Genomic DNA, 16,276 nt, shown 5'->3' with positions numbered 1-16,276 from the left:
AAAGATGACGCTACGAGTCACTTTTTTTGACGGTTAGGTTAATGGAATATGACGGTTCAAAGATATCAGTCGTAATACGTTGCAGCAGAAATGTAGATAGTGCTGGTGGTAACACCACAAAAAGTTAGCAAAACAACAGGATAAGACAGGCTCATGGTGATTGCGCTAATCAGCCTGCTCAACCCACTGGTATTCCATCTGTCGGGCGATCTGTCGTGCTGTTTCAATACTGGTAAGATGAGAAACCAGCTGCAGGCTCATATCAATACCGGCCGAGATGCCTCCCGAGGTAGTAACCTTACCATCGGTGATCCAGCGAACATGCTGTTTAACCTGCAGGGCCGGAAATAAACTGGCCAGTTCAGCAGTATCCTGCCAGTGGGTGGTGACCTGCTGGTTGGTCAGCAGGCCGGCGCTGGCCAGAATAAATACGCCGGTACATACCGCTGCCATTAACGGCACCTGATTGTTTTGCGCTTTCAGCCAGGCCAGCACCTCAGGGTTATACATTTCATCGGTGTGTACGCCACCCGCCACAATCAGTACATCAAGTGCCGGATGAGAGTGAATATCAAAATGAGGTACAACCGGAAAATTGCCTCTGGCAGATACCGACATCAGCTGTTGGGCTATCAGATACACCTGCCAGTCAGGGCAGGCCAGCCGCCGGGCTGTACTGAACACTTCAAACGGGCCGGCAAAGTCCAGAACCTCGGCCTCAGGGTAAATATAAATACCAATATTCATGATGAGTGCTTGTGATCGTCATGGCTGGCCTGACGGTAGCCGGTCATCAGTAAAAACAGGGCAAAACCCAGCCATGAAAGCAGCATGGTTACCATAACCCAGCCGGCTTTGGCCCAGCCGCTGACCCGGGAAGAAAAGCCAATTAACGACATTGGCAGCAGTACTGACACGCCGACCAGTAAACCGAGTAACTGAAGCAGATTCATATTTTCTCTCACCATCCGTATGAAAATTCTACTGTAAGATAAATACTGCCACTAATCAAAAAGTAACCAGTGATCGCATTTATCGCCAGCTATTCAAAAGAATGATTGGTCAGGGCCGCTGTGGTCTGGACATTATTTGACCGACATTATCTTAGTCAGGAGGTCACAATGTCCAGAGCAGCATCGTCAGACAGCCAGCGTATTAACCGGCAGGTATGGATTAATCAGGCGGATATCACACAGACAAAAATTGAAGAAAAACCGTTATCACTCAATACACTCAGTGAAAATGAAGTGGTGTTGCAGGTGGAGCAGGTGGGCTTTTCTGCTAACAACATCAGCTATGCCCTGACGGGCCAGAAAATGGGATACTGGGGCTTTTTCCCGGCGGATGAGCAGTGGGGAATTGTGCCGATGTGGGGATTTGCCAGCGTGGTCGCGTCAAACTGTGAGCAAGTTCAGGTAGGCGAGCGTTTTTACGGGTACTACCCGATGGCCGGTTACCTGACGGCCGTGGTCGACAAACCCAATACATTTGGTTTTATGGATGCCCATCCACAGCGCCAGAGCAATTCACCGGTTTACGATCAGTATCTGCGGTGCAAAACCGACCCGGCGCATGTTGATGGTATGGAAGCCTGGCTGGCAAATTACCGCCCCCTTTTCATGACTTCGTTTGTCCTTGATGATTTTGTAGGTGATGAAGGCCGGATGTCGCAGGTGGTACTGACCAGTGCTTCAAGCAAAACCGCCTATGGTTGTGCATTTCTGCTAAAGCAGCATCAAGCCAGCCGTCACAGCGATTATCAGGTTATCGGCCTGACCAGTCAGGCAAATAAAGCATTTACAGAGTCGCTGGGCTGTTACGACAAGGTTGTGGTGTATGACGAACTGGCTTGCCTGGAGCGCACAAGCACCTGGATACTGGATTTTGCCGGCAACAAGCGCTTATTACTTGATTTGCAGAATGACCTTGGCGATGCACTACAGCAGACGCTGTTTATCGGCGCAACTGATGTAAAATCACAACAAAACAAACCGGATGGTAAGCTCAAAGGCCAGCTGTTTTTTGCCCCGCATCAGGTTAAAAAGCGCATGGAAGAATGGGGCCGGGAGCAGTTTAACCTACAATACGCGCAAGCCTGGAACAGCTTTATCAAACACATACAGCCCCAGATAGATGTAGTTCACTATAACGGGTTGGATGCGGCAGTGGCACTGTATCAGCAAGGTTTAACTAATACCCTGAATAACCGGCAGATTAATTTGCTGACGCTCACCGTTTAAAGCACGGTGAGCTGTTGTAGGGTGGCAATTCGGATCTGGGTTTGCTGATAATATTTATTGGTTGGCTGCCCGTTTTCTACCATGGCGACCTTGCGCCGCTTGGCTACCCCACGGACCTGAACAGACTTTTCCAGCAGATACTGTTGCGGCGGCATACCAAACTGTTGGGTGAGCTCAGTGGCGACGTCCGGTGCTACCACAAGAGTGATAGCAGTGGGGCTGTGCAGATTTGCATCGGTAGTCAGATAGACAGTATCCCGGCGCAGCGTGGAGGCTTTAATCTGTAAGGTAAATTCGCCGGGAACCCCACGCGGGGCTTGTTTGACTGCAGACACCAGTTGAGAGGTGTTGGAGTGAGGCTGCATCGCAGGTAACGAGGCGCATCCGGTCAGGGTTAAGAGAAGCAAAAAAAACGCTATTTTCATTATGCTACACAGTTGAGTTAGTTAAATCTTTTCAGTGGTCTTGCAGTGGGAGTATCAGCGCTGCTGCCGGTGCTTTTTTATTTTGTCGCTTAGCGTACTGGCTTGCTGATAACACGCTGTTTGCTCGGTTCCACTTAGTGTTGAGCATCCGCCGGATGACTCCTCCTGCAGCTCTTTGAACAACGCAGAGTCGAGGTAGCCACCCGCATCTGATAAAGTGGCAGATTGCGCCCGACTACGCTCAATACCAAGCTTGCTGTCAAGTACTGAGCCGACAATAGTACAGCCCTGCAAACCTGCCACAAGCATCACTATCCCTGTCAGTATTTTCATGTCACTGCTCCACTTTTATTAAGGCCCAAAGTAGCAGGGTGGTGGTAAAATAGCCAGCAAATCTGCTTTGTGCGTCTATAGCTGCTTATCTTTTCTGTTGCCGTTGACGTTGGGGCACGCAGTGCAACCCTGAGAACTCCTTAGGATAATGACGGCCCTTGTTAAAGGGGGTCAGATTTACCAGAAGTACCACCTTTTGCCGGTGTTGACCGGCAGCAACCAGAGGGGAATGGCGATTCCCCTCTGGACTCCCGCGCTTCCCCTGGCGCTCAAAACAGCGAGTTGCCTGAACAGGCAATACCAATCAGGCCAAAAGGGACATCCCTGTCCCTGTTGTCCTTATCTCATCATCCGTGATGAGATTTGGTATTGCTTATCTGTTCATTCAACTCACTTGAGCTTAAGGGGATAAAAAGCGGTACTTTTCATTGTTAGTTAACACGGTGTAAGCATCAGGCCTTGATGGTTGATTGAAGAAATGATGTATTCGGATTCACTTAAACCTGGAGCAATGAGTGGGGGATTAGCTATACGTCCACCGTCGTCCCGGAATCGCGTAGCGATATCCGGGATCTCCTTGGGAACGTGACGGCCCTTGTTAAGGGGTTCTGATTTACCAGAAGTATCACCTTTTGCTGGTGTTGACCGGCAGCAACCAGAGGGGAATGGCGATTCCCCTCTGGGCTCCCGCGCTTCCCCTGGCGCTCAAAACAGTGAGTTGCCTGAACAGGCAATACCAACCAGGCCAAAAGGGACATCCCTGTCCCTGTTGTCCTTATCTCATCATCCGTGATGAGATTTGATATTGCTTATCTGTTCATTCATCTCACTTGAGCTAAAGGGGATGAAGAGCGGCACTTTTCTTTGTTAGTCAGCACGGTGTAAGCATCAGGTTTTGATGGTTGATTGAAGAAATAATGTATTCGGATTCACTTAAACCTGGAGCAATGAGTGGGGGATTGGCTATACGTCCACCGTCGTCCCGGAATCGCGCAGCGATATCCGGGATCTCCTTAGGAACATGGCTAACCTTGTTCAGTAGTTGTTTTGCCTCAGCCTGCCTGTTGACGAGATCCCTGCTTTCGCAGGGATGACCGGTATTTTGAGATTTCTGCTAGTGCAGGAGGGCGGTATTGGCTTACACGACCTACCGTCGTCCCGGAATCGCGCAGCGATATCCGGGATCTTCTTGGGAACGTGACGGCCCTTGTTAAGGGGTTCTGATTTACCAGAAGTATCACCTTTTGCCGGTGTTGACCGGTAGCAACCAGAGGGGAATGGCGATTCCCCTCTGGACTCCCGCGCTTCCCCTGGCGCTCAAAACAGTGAGTTGCCTGAACAGGCAATACCAACCAGGCCAAAAGGGACATCCCTGTCCCTGTTGTCCTTATCTCATCATCCGTGATGAGATTTGATATTGCTTATCTGTTCATTCATCTCACTTGAGCTAAAGGGGATGAAGAGCAGCACTTTTCTGTGTCAGTCAGCACGGTGTAAGCATCAGGTTTTGATGGTTGATTGAAGAAATGATGTATTCGGATGCACTTAAACCTGGAGCAATGAGTGGGGGATTGGCTATACGTCCACCGTCGTCCCGGAATCGCGCAGCGATATCCGGGACCTCCTTGGAACATGACTAACCTTGTTCAGTGGTTGTTTTGGTATAGCCAGACTGTTCAGGAGATCCCCGTTTACACGGGGATGACGGAAAGCGTTGTCGTCCCGGGGGCATGCAGCAATACTCCGTCGTCCCGGAATCGCGCAGCGATATCCGGGATCTTCTTGGGAACGTGACGGCCCTTGTTAAGGGGTTCTGATTTACCAGAAGTATCACCTTTTGCCGGTGTTGACCGGCAGCAACCAGAGGGGAATGGCGATTCCCCTCTGGACTCCCGCGCTTCCCCTGGCGCTCAAAACAGTGAGTTGCCTGAACAGGCAATACCAACCAGGCCAAAAGGGACATCCCTGTCCCTGTTGTCCTTATCTCATCATCCGTGATGAGATTTGATATTGCTTATCTGTTCATTCATCTCACTTGAGCTTAAGGGGATGAAGAGCAGCACTTTTCTGTGTCAGTCAGCACGGTCTGAGCATCAGGCCTTGATGGTCGATTGAAGAAAAGATGTATTCGTGCTCACTTAAACCTGGATCAATGATTGGCGATGCGGCTTATACACCCACCGTCGTCCCGGAATCGCGCAGCGATATCCGGGATCTCCTTGGAACATGACTACCCATACCCAGTGGTTGTTTTGGTGTAGCCAGACTGTTGAGGAGATCCCCGTTTACACGGGGATGACGGAAAGCGTCGTCGTTCCAAGGGCATGCAGCAATACTCCGTCGTCCCGGAATCGCGCAGCGATATCCGGGATCTCCTTGGAGCATGACTAACCTTTTTCAGTGGCTTTTTGCATTAGTCAGACTGTTAAGGAGATCCCTGCTTTCGCAGGGAAGACGGAAAATAGGAGATTCCTACTTGCGCAGTGACGACGGGTACTTAGGGGGCTGTTAGTGCAGGGACGACAGATGAAATAATAAAAAAGGGCCCGAGGGCCCTTTTTAATCTACCTGCCGAAAATCAGGTGTTTATACTCGTTCAAATACGGTAGCAATACCCTGGCCTAAACCAATACACATGGTGGCCAGACCAACAGACTTATCGTTGGCTTCCATCAGGTTAAGCAGGGTGGTGCTGATACGTGAACCTGAGCAGCCCAGCGGGTGACCCAGTGCAATGGCACCACCGTTCAGGTTGACCTTTTCATCATAAGTATCCAGCCAGCCCAGCTGTTTAATACACGATAACGCCTGTGCAGCGAACGCTTCGTTAAACTCAGCCAGTTCAATGTCATCCATAGTCATGCCAGCACGTTTAAGTGCTTTCTGCGTAGCCGGTACAGGGCCAAAGCCCATAATGGCGGCGTCACAGCCAGCCACTGCCATTGAACGAATCTTAGCGCGCGGCTTAAGACCCAGTTCTTTGGCCCGATCAGCAGACATCAGTAACATGGCAGAAGCACCGTCAGAGATGGCCGATGAAGTGCCGGCGGTAACTGAACCATTAACTGGATCAAAAACCGGACGCAGACCACCGAGTGTTTCAACCGTGGTTTCCGGACGAATCACTTCATCATAGTCAATCATACGCAGCACGCCGTCAGCGTCATGGGCTTCGATAGGTGCAATCTCATTAGCCCAGCGGCCTTCTTCATGCGCCTTGGCAGCACGCTGGTGAGAACGGGCGCCAAAGGCATCCTGCATTTCACGGGTGATACCGTTTTGGCGGCCCAGCAATTCAGCCGTCATTCCCATGTTGCCAGAGGCTTTGGCCGTGTATTTTGCCAGCCCAGGGTGGAAATCCAGGTTGTAGTTCATTGGCACGTGGCCCATATGCTCTACACCGCCAATCATGAATACATCACCGTTGCCTGTCATGATGCTCTTAGATGCATCATGCAGTGCCTGCATGGACGAGCCACATAAGCGGTTAACTGTGACCGCGCCTGTGCTGCGCGGAATTTTGGTCAGTAACTGGGCGTTACGGGCAATGTTGAAGCCTTGTTCTTTGGTCTGTTGTACACAACCCCAGATAATATCTTCAATCTCAGCCGGATTAACGCCCGGATTGCGCTCTAGCAGCTTGCTCATAAGATGAGCAGATAAGGTTTCTGCCCGTACATTTCTGAAAATACCACCCTTGGAGCGACCCATGGGGGTACGAATACAATCGATAACTACGACATCTTTCATAAAATTTCTCCTTGGGGTTAAGCGAAGTAGGATTGGCCTTCAGCGGCCATCTTGCGCGTATTTTCAGTCACCTGGTATAACGGACCTAAATCAGCGTACTTGTCGGCAAGTTCAACAAACTTGTCCAGCCCCATGGTTTCAATATAACGGAACACACCGCCGCGGAACGGAGGGAAGCCAATGCCATATAGCAGCGCCATATCCGCTTCTTCTGCACTTCCGATGATGCCTTCTTCCAGACAACGAATAGTTTCATTTGCCATTGGAATCATCAGGCGAGCGATGATTTCTTCTTTATCAAACGATGTGGTGTCACCCACTTCTGCTTTAATCAGTTCATAGGCACGATCCGCCGCTTGCTTGGTAGGTTTGCCACGCTTATCGGTACCGTACTCGTAGAAGCCTTTGCCGTTTTTCTGACCATAACGCTCATCGTTATACATCAGGGTCACCGGATCGTTGGTCAGTTTCGCCATACGCTCAGGGAAACCGGCTTCCATCACACTGGATGCATGATTAGCTGTGTCCATACCAACCACATCCAGCAGATATGCAGGACCCATAGGCCAGCCAAAGTCTTTTTCCATAACCTTGTCCACGGCCACAAAATCTGCACCATCAAGAACCAGTTTAGAGAAACCGGCAAAGTACGGGAACAGTACACGGTTAACCAGGAAGCCCGGGCAATCGTTAACCACAATCGGTGTTTTGCCCATCGCCAGAGTGGCCGCCACGACTGCATTCACGGTTTCATCTGTGGTGGCCTTACCCCGGATGATCTCAACCAATGGCATTCTGTGGACCGGGTTGAAAAAGTGCATACCACAGAAACGCTCCGGTTTATCCAGACTTTCGGCCAGTTGGTCAATGGAGATAGTGGACGTGTTCGAGCAAATGATGGCGTCGTCAGCAACAGCTTGTTCTGTTTCTTTTAACACGGCTGCTTTGACTTTTGGATTTTCAACCACCGCTTCAATTACCAGGTCCGCATCTTTGATGCCACTGTATTCCAGAGTTGGCGTAATGGCATTAAGGGTTTTGGCCATTTTGCTCGCGTCAATCTTGCCACGCTGCATGCCTTTACCCAGAATTTTTGCCGCTTCGTTTAAGCCTAAATCAAGCGCACCCTGGTTGATGTCTTTCATCACCACCGGCATACCTTTTACAGCACTTTGGTAAGCGATACCGCCGCCCATAATACCTGCGCCCAGCACAGCGGTTTGTTTAATTTGCTTGGCAGAAGATTTTGCCTGTTTCTTACCTTTGCCTTTTACCATCTGGTCAGCCAGGAAAATACCGACCTGTGCTTTCGCAGCATCGGTTTTAGCCAGCTTTACAAAACCTTCGTTTTCCAGCTTCAGTGCACCGGCACGATCCAGACTTGCTGCTTTCTTAACGGTTTCCACCATCAGATGGGGAGCCGGATAATGTTTACCCGCCTGGGCGGCGACCATTGCCTGAGCGGTTGAGAAGCTCATCATTGCTTCATTTTTACTTAGCTGTAATGGCGCTTTTTTCTGCGCCCGGCGGCTCTGCCAGTTAAATTTTTCAGCAGCGGCATCGGCCAGCATGCTCAGTGCGGCATCGCGCAGTTTTTCTGGTGCGACAACCGCATCAACCGCGCCTTCGTTCAGCGCTTTGTCTGCTTTTCGATCGCGGCCGGTGGTCATCCACTCCAGCGCATTGTCAGACCCAATCAGGCGCGGCAGACGGACTGTACCGCCAAAACCTGGCATGATACCCAGTTTCACTTCCGGTAAACCTAACGAAGCAGAAGTGTCAGCCACCCGCATGTCACAAGCCAGCGCCATTTCACAGCCGCCCCCCAGGGCAAAGCCGTTTACCGCAGCAATAGTTGGGAAAGGCAGATCTTCAAACCGGTCGAATACCTGAGAGGTTTCTGCAACCCAGCTCAGAACCTGTTCTTCTGGTGCACTGAACAGCTCAGTAAATTCTGTGATATCAGCACCGACAATAAATACAGGCTTGCCACTACGAACTAATAGTCCTTTAACATCTGAGCGACTGCTCAGCGCAGCGGTGGCTTCGTCCAGTTCTTTTACTGTTTGGCGGTCGAACTTGTTAACTGAACCTTTTGCATCAAATACCAGTTCAGCAAAACCGTCGTCGAGCAGGGTAACCGCCAGACTGTTGCCTTCGTATATCATTTTCTTCTCCTTCGGCAATGGCCGGGTTGCGAATGATGTTTCAGTTGAACCCGAAAATTAATCCACTGTCTTACATTAACGCGTTAGGGTGAGTTGATTTTTGACAAATCTGCGACAAAATTCAACAAAAATTCAAACGAGCGTTTTAATTTCTTTTACAGATGGTGTCAGTAAATGCCAAATTCAAGGTCGAAATCATGTGGCTGACTAGTATAATTCAGTAAGCAACCTGCTGTTTGAAAAGGCTTACCCGGCCAGTTTTATGCTTATGAAAAACCATCATAAAAATAACCGGGAAGTCGGCAGCCGGACTATTTTCTTTGTCTATACTTACTCATAACACCGAGTCTGTTTTTAACAGCGGCAGGACGGCACGCTGCAGGCCGGTGTGATGAGTAATTTTAGGATGGCAGTAATGCATAAACGCCCTGTTTTATGGATGTTCAGAACTCTGGGCTGGACAACGCTTCTGGTGAGCAGCTGGCTTAGTCTGGCGGTGGGTGCTCAGGTTTTACCCGATGATGGCAAGCAAGACATCCGGAATGCGTTTGAAGCGCTCGAAAAAAAGATTCGCAAAACCTCTGACAGAAAACTGTCCGGGTTAGATGGCGCCCTGTCTGCGCTGCAGGACTACCCCTTATATCCCTATCTGGAGCGTCAGATTCTTTATCGTCACCTGAATCTGGCTCACCGCGCTGATATTGAACAGTTTTTATCTGCTTATGCCGGCCAGCCGGTCAGCTATGGCCTGCGTGGCGCCTGGTTACGGTATCTGGCTGATAAGAATGCTAAATCTGCATTTCTGGCCAATTACCGTGAAGGCATGGGGGCAACCCTGACATGCCAGTATCTCAGTTACCAGCTTGAACAGGCTGCTAATCCAAAGTACTGGCTGGAAAAGGTCGCGCCAATCTGGTTAAGCGGACAGTCCCAACCAGATGAGTGTGACCCTATTTTCCGGCAGTGGGAAAAAGCCGGCATGATGACTGAGGACATGATTCTGGGGCGGATCGAGCGTGCTGCCAGTAAAGGTAATCCGCGGCTGGTCCCGTATCTGAAAAGCAAGCTGCCACCCGCGTCCCGCTACCTGGCTGATTTATGGATGTCGGTGCGCAATGATCCTGCCTATGTGCTGAACTTCAGTAAGTTTCCGCTGCGTAAGCACACTTACGAAAGTACGATTCTGGGCTATGGGCTGGAGCGCTTGGCCTGGAGTGATGCAGACAAAGCAGCCCGGGCTTATCAGCACTGGCAACCCAAAAAGATATTTTCCCGGCGTGATACCGTCAGCATGATGCGTGCGATAGCTTTAAGCAAAGCCATCGATGATGCCCCTGATGCCCGGCAATGGTTACAGATGGCAGATGTACCCGATGCTGCGCCTGATGTGAAACGCTGGCATCTGGCGCTGTTGTTACGCCATCAACAATGGCAACCGGTGCTGACCCTGATAAGTCAGGCCAGTGAAAAACAACAACAGCAGGACAATTTTATTTACTGGCGGGCCCGGGCACTGGAAGCGCTGGGCCACCATAAACAGGCCCACGAGCTGTATACTCAGCTGGCCGGCCAGCGGCATTATTATGGCTTTATGGCTAGTGCTAAAGTTGGAAAGACGCCAAATCTGGCACATACCCCAACCCCGCTCAGTCAGCCTCTGATGGATGAGGTGGCTACTCATCCGGCAGCGCGCCGGGCTTTTGAGTTTTTGCAGATGGGGCGAAATTTTGAAGCCCGTCGTGAATGGTATTATCTGATCAACCATATTGATACTGCCAAAATTAAGGATGCTGCACTGCTGGCAAATCAGTGGGGATGGTACGATCAATCCATCATGAGTTTTGCCCGCAGCGGGTTTATGGATGATGTGGAAAAACGCTTTCCGCTGGCTTACGCCAGTGAGTTTTCTGTGATGGGGGAAACCTATAATGTAAAACCGGCTTTTGCCATGGCAATCGCCCGGCGAGAAAGTACATTTCGTTCTGATGCGATATCGCCCGCCGGTGCTGCCGGACTAATGCAGCTGATGCCTGGCACAGCCCGCTATCTGGCACAGAAAAAACTGAGTCGTGACATCTTATTTGAGCCTGAACAAAATCTGCAGTTTGGCGTGCAGTACCTGCGTTATCTGGCCAATAAACTGGGCGACAATCCGGTTCTGATTTCAGCCTCATATAACGCGGGCTGGCGTAAGGTCTTGCAGTGGCTGCCTGAAGATGCAGACCAGCCTACCGATGTATGGATTGAAAATATTCCGTATAAGGAAACCCGGCACTATGTGAAGGCGGTGATGGCATATCGATATATTTATGAGCATCAGCTCAGCGGCCCCAGCGAGTTGTTTCAGCAGCTGGCGGACAGTGCTATTCCCTCATCACAGCGGATCAGTGACCAGGGTCAGTCACTGCAGCTGGCGCCTGACTGAGCCTGACGGGTGTCTTCATCTGGCAGGTAGAGGGTGAATGTGGTGCCCTTATTTACCACGCTGGTCACTTTAATGTCGCCGCCCATGGTCTTCATAATAGTTAGCGATATGTACAGCCCCAGACCAGTGCCCAAACCGACCGGCTTGGTAGTGAAAAAGGGCTGAAAGATATTGTCCAGCACTTTGGGGCTGATTCCGCTTCCGGTATCAGCCACCGAAATGGTGATCCACGTCAGGCCGGCATCATCGCATTCAGTCCCGGTAGTAATAGTGATAGCCCCGTGACTGGCAATAGCCTGGCCTGCATTGACCAGTAAGTTAATCAGCACCTGCCCCAGTTTTCGAGGGCTTCCCAGTACCACCGGCACCTCAGTCAGATTCTGTAAGATGTCCACATGGTGCTTGAGCTCTGATCGCACCAGAGGCAATGTATCGGTAATGGTTTTATTAACGCAAAAAGCTTCATTATCTTTGGGATCAGTGCGGGTAAAGCTTTTTAAGCTGGTGGTGATGTCCGCCACCCGCTGTAAACCTTCATCGGATTCAGTGCAGATATCACTGATATCAGTCAGTAACTGGTCTACATCGTGTTCCCGGTACCACTGTTGGCACTGATGTAATGCGCTGAGCCTGCTGGCATCGTCTGATGCCCTGAATAAGGCATTGAGGTGTCTGGTAAATTCGTTCAGGGTCGGTAGCGACTGCTTCAGATACTCAATATTGGAACTGACAAAGCCCACCGGATTATTGATTTCATGGGCCACACCGGCAGCCAGTAGGCCCACAGAAGCCATCTTTTCTGATGCAATAAGAGACTGTTCGACCCGGGCCTTATCCCGCTTCAGCTGTTCAGATTCCAGCGCCAGCAATCGGGCACTCACGCTCAGCAAGGTTTGTTCGGTGAATTCACGGTAGCGTCTTGCGATTTGTACATGCTCCTGGGTATAGAACCCCAGCTCGGTGTGGGCAAACACAATCACCGCCAGTTCATCCTTGATGATGAAAGGGCTGAACAGCATACTTTTCAGATTGGCTGAGGCCGGCAGTGGCACGGACGCCCAGTCCGGATGCACACTGGCATTAAACATCGCTAATGTGTCGCCATTAATGACTTTTTTAAGCATTTCGCCAATTTGCCAGCGTTCTCCCACCACCGGTTCCAGGGTGGCGCTGGTACATAGCAAATAGCCCGGCTCTGATTGTTCCAGAATCAGGCAAATATCATAGGGGATAAGATTATGAAAGTTACGAAACATACGCCGGTACAGGTCATCTGCGGACTCAGCATCCAGTACCGAGCGCACGCCCCGCAGCATAAGCTCAGACTGATGCTGGGCTGCTTCCGCCTGTTCTTTCAGGCGGTAAACCAGATTCAGGTTCTCCAGCAGGTTTTCGTAACGTTCCTTCATTGGGTAAACGCCACTGCTGAGATCATCAGATTGCCATGCCGGTTGGTGCCATCCAAAAAGCGCCCCTGTTCCCCGAAGGTGTACATGCCGCACACTGGTAGCTGCGGAAATTGCGCACTGACCAGTTTCTGCATCTGATGAATCTGTTCATCCACTGCAAACATACAGCCGGCGCAGTACACCAGTAACACGCCTGCCGGCGTGCTGTTTTCAGGCAACAGGCTGATGGCATTACTGATCACTTTTTCTGCCCGCTGCACCAGACTGTCGATACTGCCCTGCATAATGACCAGTTCGGTATTAATGCCGACCCTGGAAAACAGAGAAAGCCCGCCTTCACAGGTCACACTGTCTGGATGACTCAGCAGGTACTCGCAGGTCCCTGTTGGTGAGGGAATCGCACGGCCCAGCGGAGCCAGTGTGGTGCATGACAAAATAGCACCGCCCTGTAAAAACGGTTCGATAATATTACCACTAAGATGATTGTACACCTCAGCAGCACTGTCACCATCAAGCCGCAGTAGCGTGCGGTTAGCCACTTCGGTCACAACGCAACTGTGCTCGGTGGGGTGATAGCCAGAGCTGTAGCTCATCCCCAGTGTACCGCTGGGGTACATGACCGCTACTGTGATGGTATTAGCGCCCCCGTCGTCGCTATCACCGCAATACCAGCCACCCGACACCGAGTTATCGGCCACACTGCCACCAAACACCGGAATGTGCGGGCCGACGACAGCCGCGATACCTTTAAGCAGGCTTTCTTCATTACCCGGAGGCATGGCACACCAGATTAATGCGGGGCTTTCATAAGGAACGTCGCTGGCTGTCAGGGCGTTTAAGGTGGCCTGACGAGCAGACTGTTCCACTGCCTGCTCATCCACAGGGCTGTGGCCAATACCAATATGCCCATCCTCATCAAACAGCGCCATGACCACAATATCGGCCTTGGCGTCAGCTTCGCCGTATCCGTTACCGAATGCACCCTGGCAGGACGATGCCAGCATAAACGGACAATTGAAGTGAGATTTCAGGGCGTTACGTAAGGCCACAGCAGGGTGATTAACATTAAAAAAGACAAACAGCGCAGAAGGCGTGCTCTTGCAGGCTAGTTGTTGGGCGATCTGACTAACAAGACTTTCAGTGGCGGAGCCTGACGCCCAGGCCGTCTGAATCTGCATATATTACCTCTGACTTAGTATTTCTGCTTATCGGGTGTGTAGATGCCACCCTTTGGAGTAAATATAGTCAAGGATGCGTGTTAAGCTATAACAAACTCAGGTTTTTTTGACATCAGTGCTGTTATTCAACGCCTGAAAATGTCAGCCAGAAGCCTTTGATACTGTTTACACAGGCTGGTTGAGCTTTACAAATTCTGACTACGTAAGTAGAAAATTCAGTAGTTTTCCAGCCCTGATAAAGAAAAGAGGATTTATGACAACAGTGCACACTCACTATAAAGCGCACATCGAAACGCTCCAGACACGAACCCGGGAAGCGCTGCAGCGTGAAGGGCTCGATGGGCTGGTGATCCATTCAGGGCAGGGTAAGCGGATCTTTCTTGATGATAACCACTACCCGTTTAAGGTAAATCCACAGTTCAAGGCATGGCTACCGGTGGTGGATAACCCCAACTGCTGGTTGGTGGTTAACGGAGTAGATAAACCTAAACTGATCTTCTACCGGCCGGTCGATTTCTGGCATAAAGTGCCTCCGGCACCGGCTGACTTCTGGGCCGAAGAATTTGATATTGTTCTGCTGCAGCAAGCTGATGCGGTGGAAAAACACCTGCCGTACGACAAAGTCCGGTTTGGCTATATCGGTGAATACATTGAAGTGGCAAAAGCATTGGGGTTTGATAATGTTAACCCTGATCGGGTGTTGCATTACCTGCACTATCAGCGTGCTTACAAAACCGATTATGAGCTGGCGTGCATGCGTGAGGCAAATAAGCTGGCGGTAGCCGGACACCGCGCTGCGGCCGAGGCGTTTCATGCCGGTAAAAGTGAGTTTGATATCAATCTGGCGTACGCTGCGGCTGCCCGACAGGGCGACAACGATGTGCCGTACACCAGTATTGTGGCGCTTAACGAACATGCGTCCATTCTTCATTACATGCAGTGCGACACGACAGCGCCGGCTCATAACCGCTCTTTTTTGATTGATGCAGGGGCTAACTATCATGGTTATGCTGCTGATATCACCCGCACCTACAGCCGCGAGGATGACCGCTTTGCCGATCTTATCGCCCGGGTTGACAAGGTGACCCAGACACTGGGCGAAACCCTGAAACCGAATGTTAGCTACACCGATGTTCATGTGCTGGCTCATGATGGTATTGCGCAAATTCTGCATGATGTGGGTCTGGTTAACCTGCCTGCGCAGGACATTGTTGAGCAGGGGATCACCCGGACCTTTTTCCCGCATGGTATTGGGCACTTTCTTGGCCTGCAGGTGCATGATGTAGGCGGGCTGATTAATGATGACAGAGGCACGCCTAAACCACCACCTGAAGATCATCCGTTTTTGCGCTGTACCCGCATGGTGGAACCGCGTCAGGTGTTTACCATTGAACCGGGCCTGTATTTTATTGACAGCTTACTGGCTGACCTGAAATCAACGCAGGCGTCCAGATATATCAACTGGGACAAGGTGGATTTGTATCGCCCTTATGGCGGTATTCGCATTGAAGATAATATTATCGTGCACCGTGACCGCAACGAAAATATGACCCGGGAACTGGGACTGTAAGGTCTGACGTGCCAGGGAGGGCACTGAATGGATTTACCTTTAATCAATGTACTGCTCATTGCTTTGCTTGCCGGGCTGGCAATGCCAGCTGGCGCGTTGCTGGCAAAAAATGATCATATACAGCCGCGCTGGCTGGAAGAAGAACTGCGTCATGGTGTTATGGCGCTGGGAGCCGGTGCGCTTATCTCAGCGGTAGCGCTGGTGTTGGTTCCTGAGGGTACAGCGCATCACACTGCTGCTAGCGGAGCAGCTTGCTTTCTGGCCGGTGCATTGAGTTTTATGGCGTTGGATCGCTACCTGGCAGCACATCACACCCCGGCCAGTCAGCTGGCAGCAATGTTGGCTGACTTCATTCCCGAATCGCTGGCTCTGGGCACAGCGGCGGCCATGTCAGGCAATACATTGCTCATTGGTATACTGATTGGGGTGCAAAATTTGCCTGAAGGATTTAATGCGTACAGGGAAATGCAGCAAGCCGGGGCAGCCAGGCCGCGTTATCTGATCGTCCGATTTGCGCTGCTGGCACTGCTGGGGCCGGCGATGGCGCTCATTGGTTACTTTGTGCTGGCGGCTTATCCGGTTGTGATTGGCGGCATTATGCTGTTTGCCGCTGGCGGCATTCTTTATTCTGTGTTTCAGGACATTGCGCCCAATGTGCGAATGGATAACAGCTGGCTGCCTCCGCTGGGGGCTGTGCTGGGATTTTTGATAGGCATGACAGGTTATATGCTGAACTAAAAAAGCCGGTGCGTGACGTTTTGTCATGCACCGGCTTTTT

The 16,276-nt window shown here is 50.9% G+C and carries 12 protein-coding genes; 4 read left to right on the top strand and 8 right to left on the bottom strand.

From position 1 onward, the window contains the following. Positions 1-165: 165 nt before the first annotated feature. Complete coding sequence (locus EZV72_RS16170) at positions 166-747, bottom strand: DJ-1/PfpI family protein (protein ID WP_137168199.1); 582 nt, start codon at positions 745-747, stop codon at positions 166-168. Next, on the bottom strand, positions 744-953 hold the full coding sequence (locus tag EZV72_RS16165) for a hypothetical protein (protein ID WP_137168198.1): 210 nt from the start codon (positions 951-953) through the stop codon (positions 744-746). Before EZV72_RS16165 ends, EZV72_RS16170 begins: the two co-directional genes overlap by 4 nt. Positions 954-1,121: 168 nt before the next feature. Here EZV72_RS16165 and EZV72_RS16160 point away from each other — a divergent pair, with 168 nt between their 5' ends. Further along, positions 1,122-2,240: a DUF2855 family protein gene (locus tag EZV72_RS16160; protein WP_137168197.1), complete on the top strand. Its 1,119-nt coding sequence runs from the start codon at positions 1,122-1,124 to the stop codon at positions 2,238-2,240. On the opposite strand, the gene EZV72_RS16155 is transcribed toward EZV72_RS16160, so the two are convergent. The 4 genes from EZV72_RS16155 to fadB all read right to left on the bottom strand — a co-directional run bounded on the left by EZV72_RS16155 (position 2,237) and on the right by fadB (position 8,916). Further along, positions 2,237-2,665: a hypothetical protein gene (locus EZV72_RS16155; RefSeq protein ID WP_137168196.1), complete on the bottom strand. Its 429-nt coding sequence runs from the start codon at positions 2,663-2,665 to the stop codon at positions 2,237-2,239. The genes EZV72_RS16160 and EZV72_RS16155 overlap by 4 nt on opposite strands. 54 nt (positions 2,666-2,719) lie before the next feature. Next, on the bottom strand, positions 2,720-2,998 hold the full coding sequence (locus EZV72_RS16150; RefSeq protein ID WP_137168195.1) for a hypothetical protein: 279 nt from the start codon (positions 2,996-2,998) through the stop codon (positions 2,720-2,722). Between the two features lie 2,586 nt (positions 2,999-5,584). After that, positions 5,585-6,748 (bottom strand): acetyl-CoA C-acyltransferase FadA, encoded by a 1,164-nt coding sequence (gene fadA / locus EZV72_RS16145; RefSeq protein WP_137168194.1) that lies wholly within the window; start codon positions 6,746-6,748, stop codon positions 5,585-5,587. Positions 6,749-6,765: 17 nt separating this feature from the next. Beyond that, a complete protein-coding gene (gene fadB / locus EZV72_RS16140; protein WP_137168193.1) occupies positions 6,766-8,916 on the bottom strand; it encodes a fatty acid oxidation complex subunit alpha FadB in 2,151 nt (716 codons plus the stop codon). A gap of 415 nt (positions 8,917-9,331) precedes the next feature. Here fadB and EZV72_RS16135 point away from each other — a divergent pair, with 415 nt between their 5' ends. Continuing rightward, complete coding sequence (locus EZV72_RS16135; RefSeq protein WP_232364447.1) at positions 9,332-11,341, top strand: transglycosylase SLT domain-containing protein; 2,010 nt, start codon at positions 9,332-9,334, stop codon at positions 11,339-11,341. Here EZV72_RS16135 and EZV72_RS16130 read toward each other — a convergent pair. Together EZV72_RS16130 and EZV72_RS16125 are read right to left on the bottom strand one after the other, a co-directional pair. After that, positions 11,314-12,750 carry a sensor histidine kinase gene (locus tag EZV72_RS16130; protein ID WP_137168192.1) on the bottom strand — a complete coding sequence of 479 codons (1,437 nt, stop codon included), beginning with the start codon at positions 12,748-12,750 and terminating at the stop codon, positions 11,314-11,316. The genes EZV72_RS16135 and EZV72_RS16130 overlap by 28 nt on opposite strands. Further along, the gene (locus EZV72_RS16125; protein WP_137168191.1) at positions 12,747-13,928 is read right to left on the bottom strand and encodes an FIST signal transduction protein; all 1,182 of its coding nucleotides are present in this window, start codon (positions 13,926-13,928) and stop codon (positions 12,747-12,749) included. Before EZV72_RS16125 ends, EZV72_RS16130 begins: the two co-directional genes overlap by 4 nt. Before the next feature lie 253 nt (positions 13,929-14,181). Between EZV72_RS16125 and pepQ the strand changes: the two genes are divergently transcribed. Both pepQ and EZV72_RS16115 read left to right on the top strand, forming a co-directional pair. Beyond that, positions 14,182-15,498 carry a Xaa-Pro dipeptidase gene (gene pepQ / locus EZV72_RS16120; protein WP_137168190.1) on the top strand — a complete coding sequence of 439 codons (1,317 nt, stop codon included), beginning with the start codon at positions 14,182-14,184 and terminating at the stop codon, positions 15,496-15,498. Between the two features lie 27 nt (positions 15,499-15,525). Further along, the gene (locus EZV72_RS16115) at positions 15,526-16,236 is read left to right on the top strand and encodes a ZIP family metal transporter (protein ID WP_137168189.1); all 711 of its coding nucleotides are present in this window, start codon (positions 15,526-15,528) and stop codon (positions 16,234-16,236) included. Positions 16,237-16,276: the final 40 nt, after the last annotated feature.

It is taken from the genome of Salinimonas lutimaris, from assembly GCF_005222225.1.
GTDB lineage: Bacteria > Pseudomonadota > Gammaproteobacteria > Enterobacterales > Alteromonadaceae > Alteromonas > Alteromonas lutimaris.
This window is presented reverse-complemented; position numbering and strand designations above follow the sequence as displayed.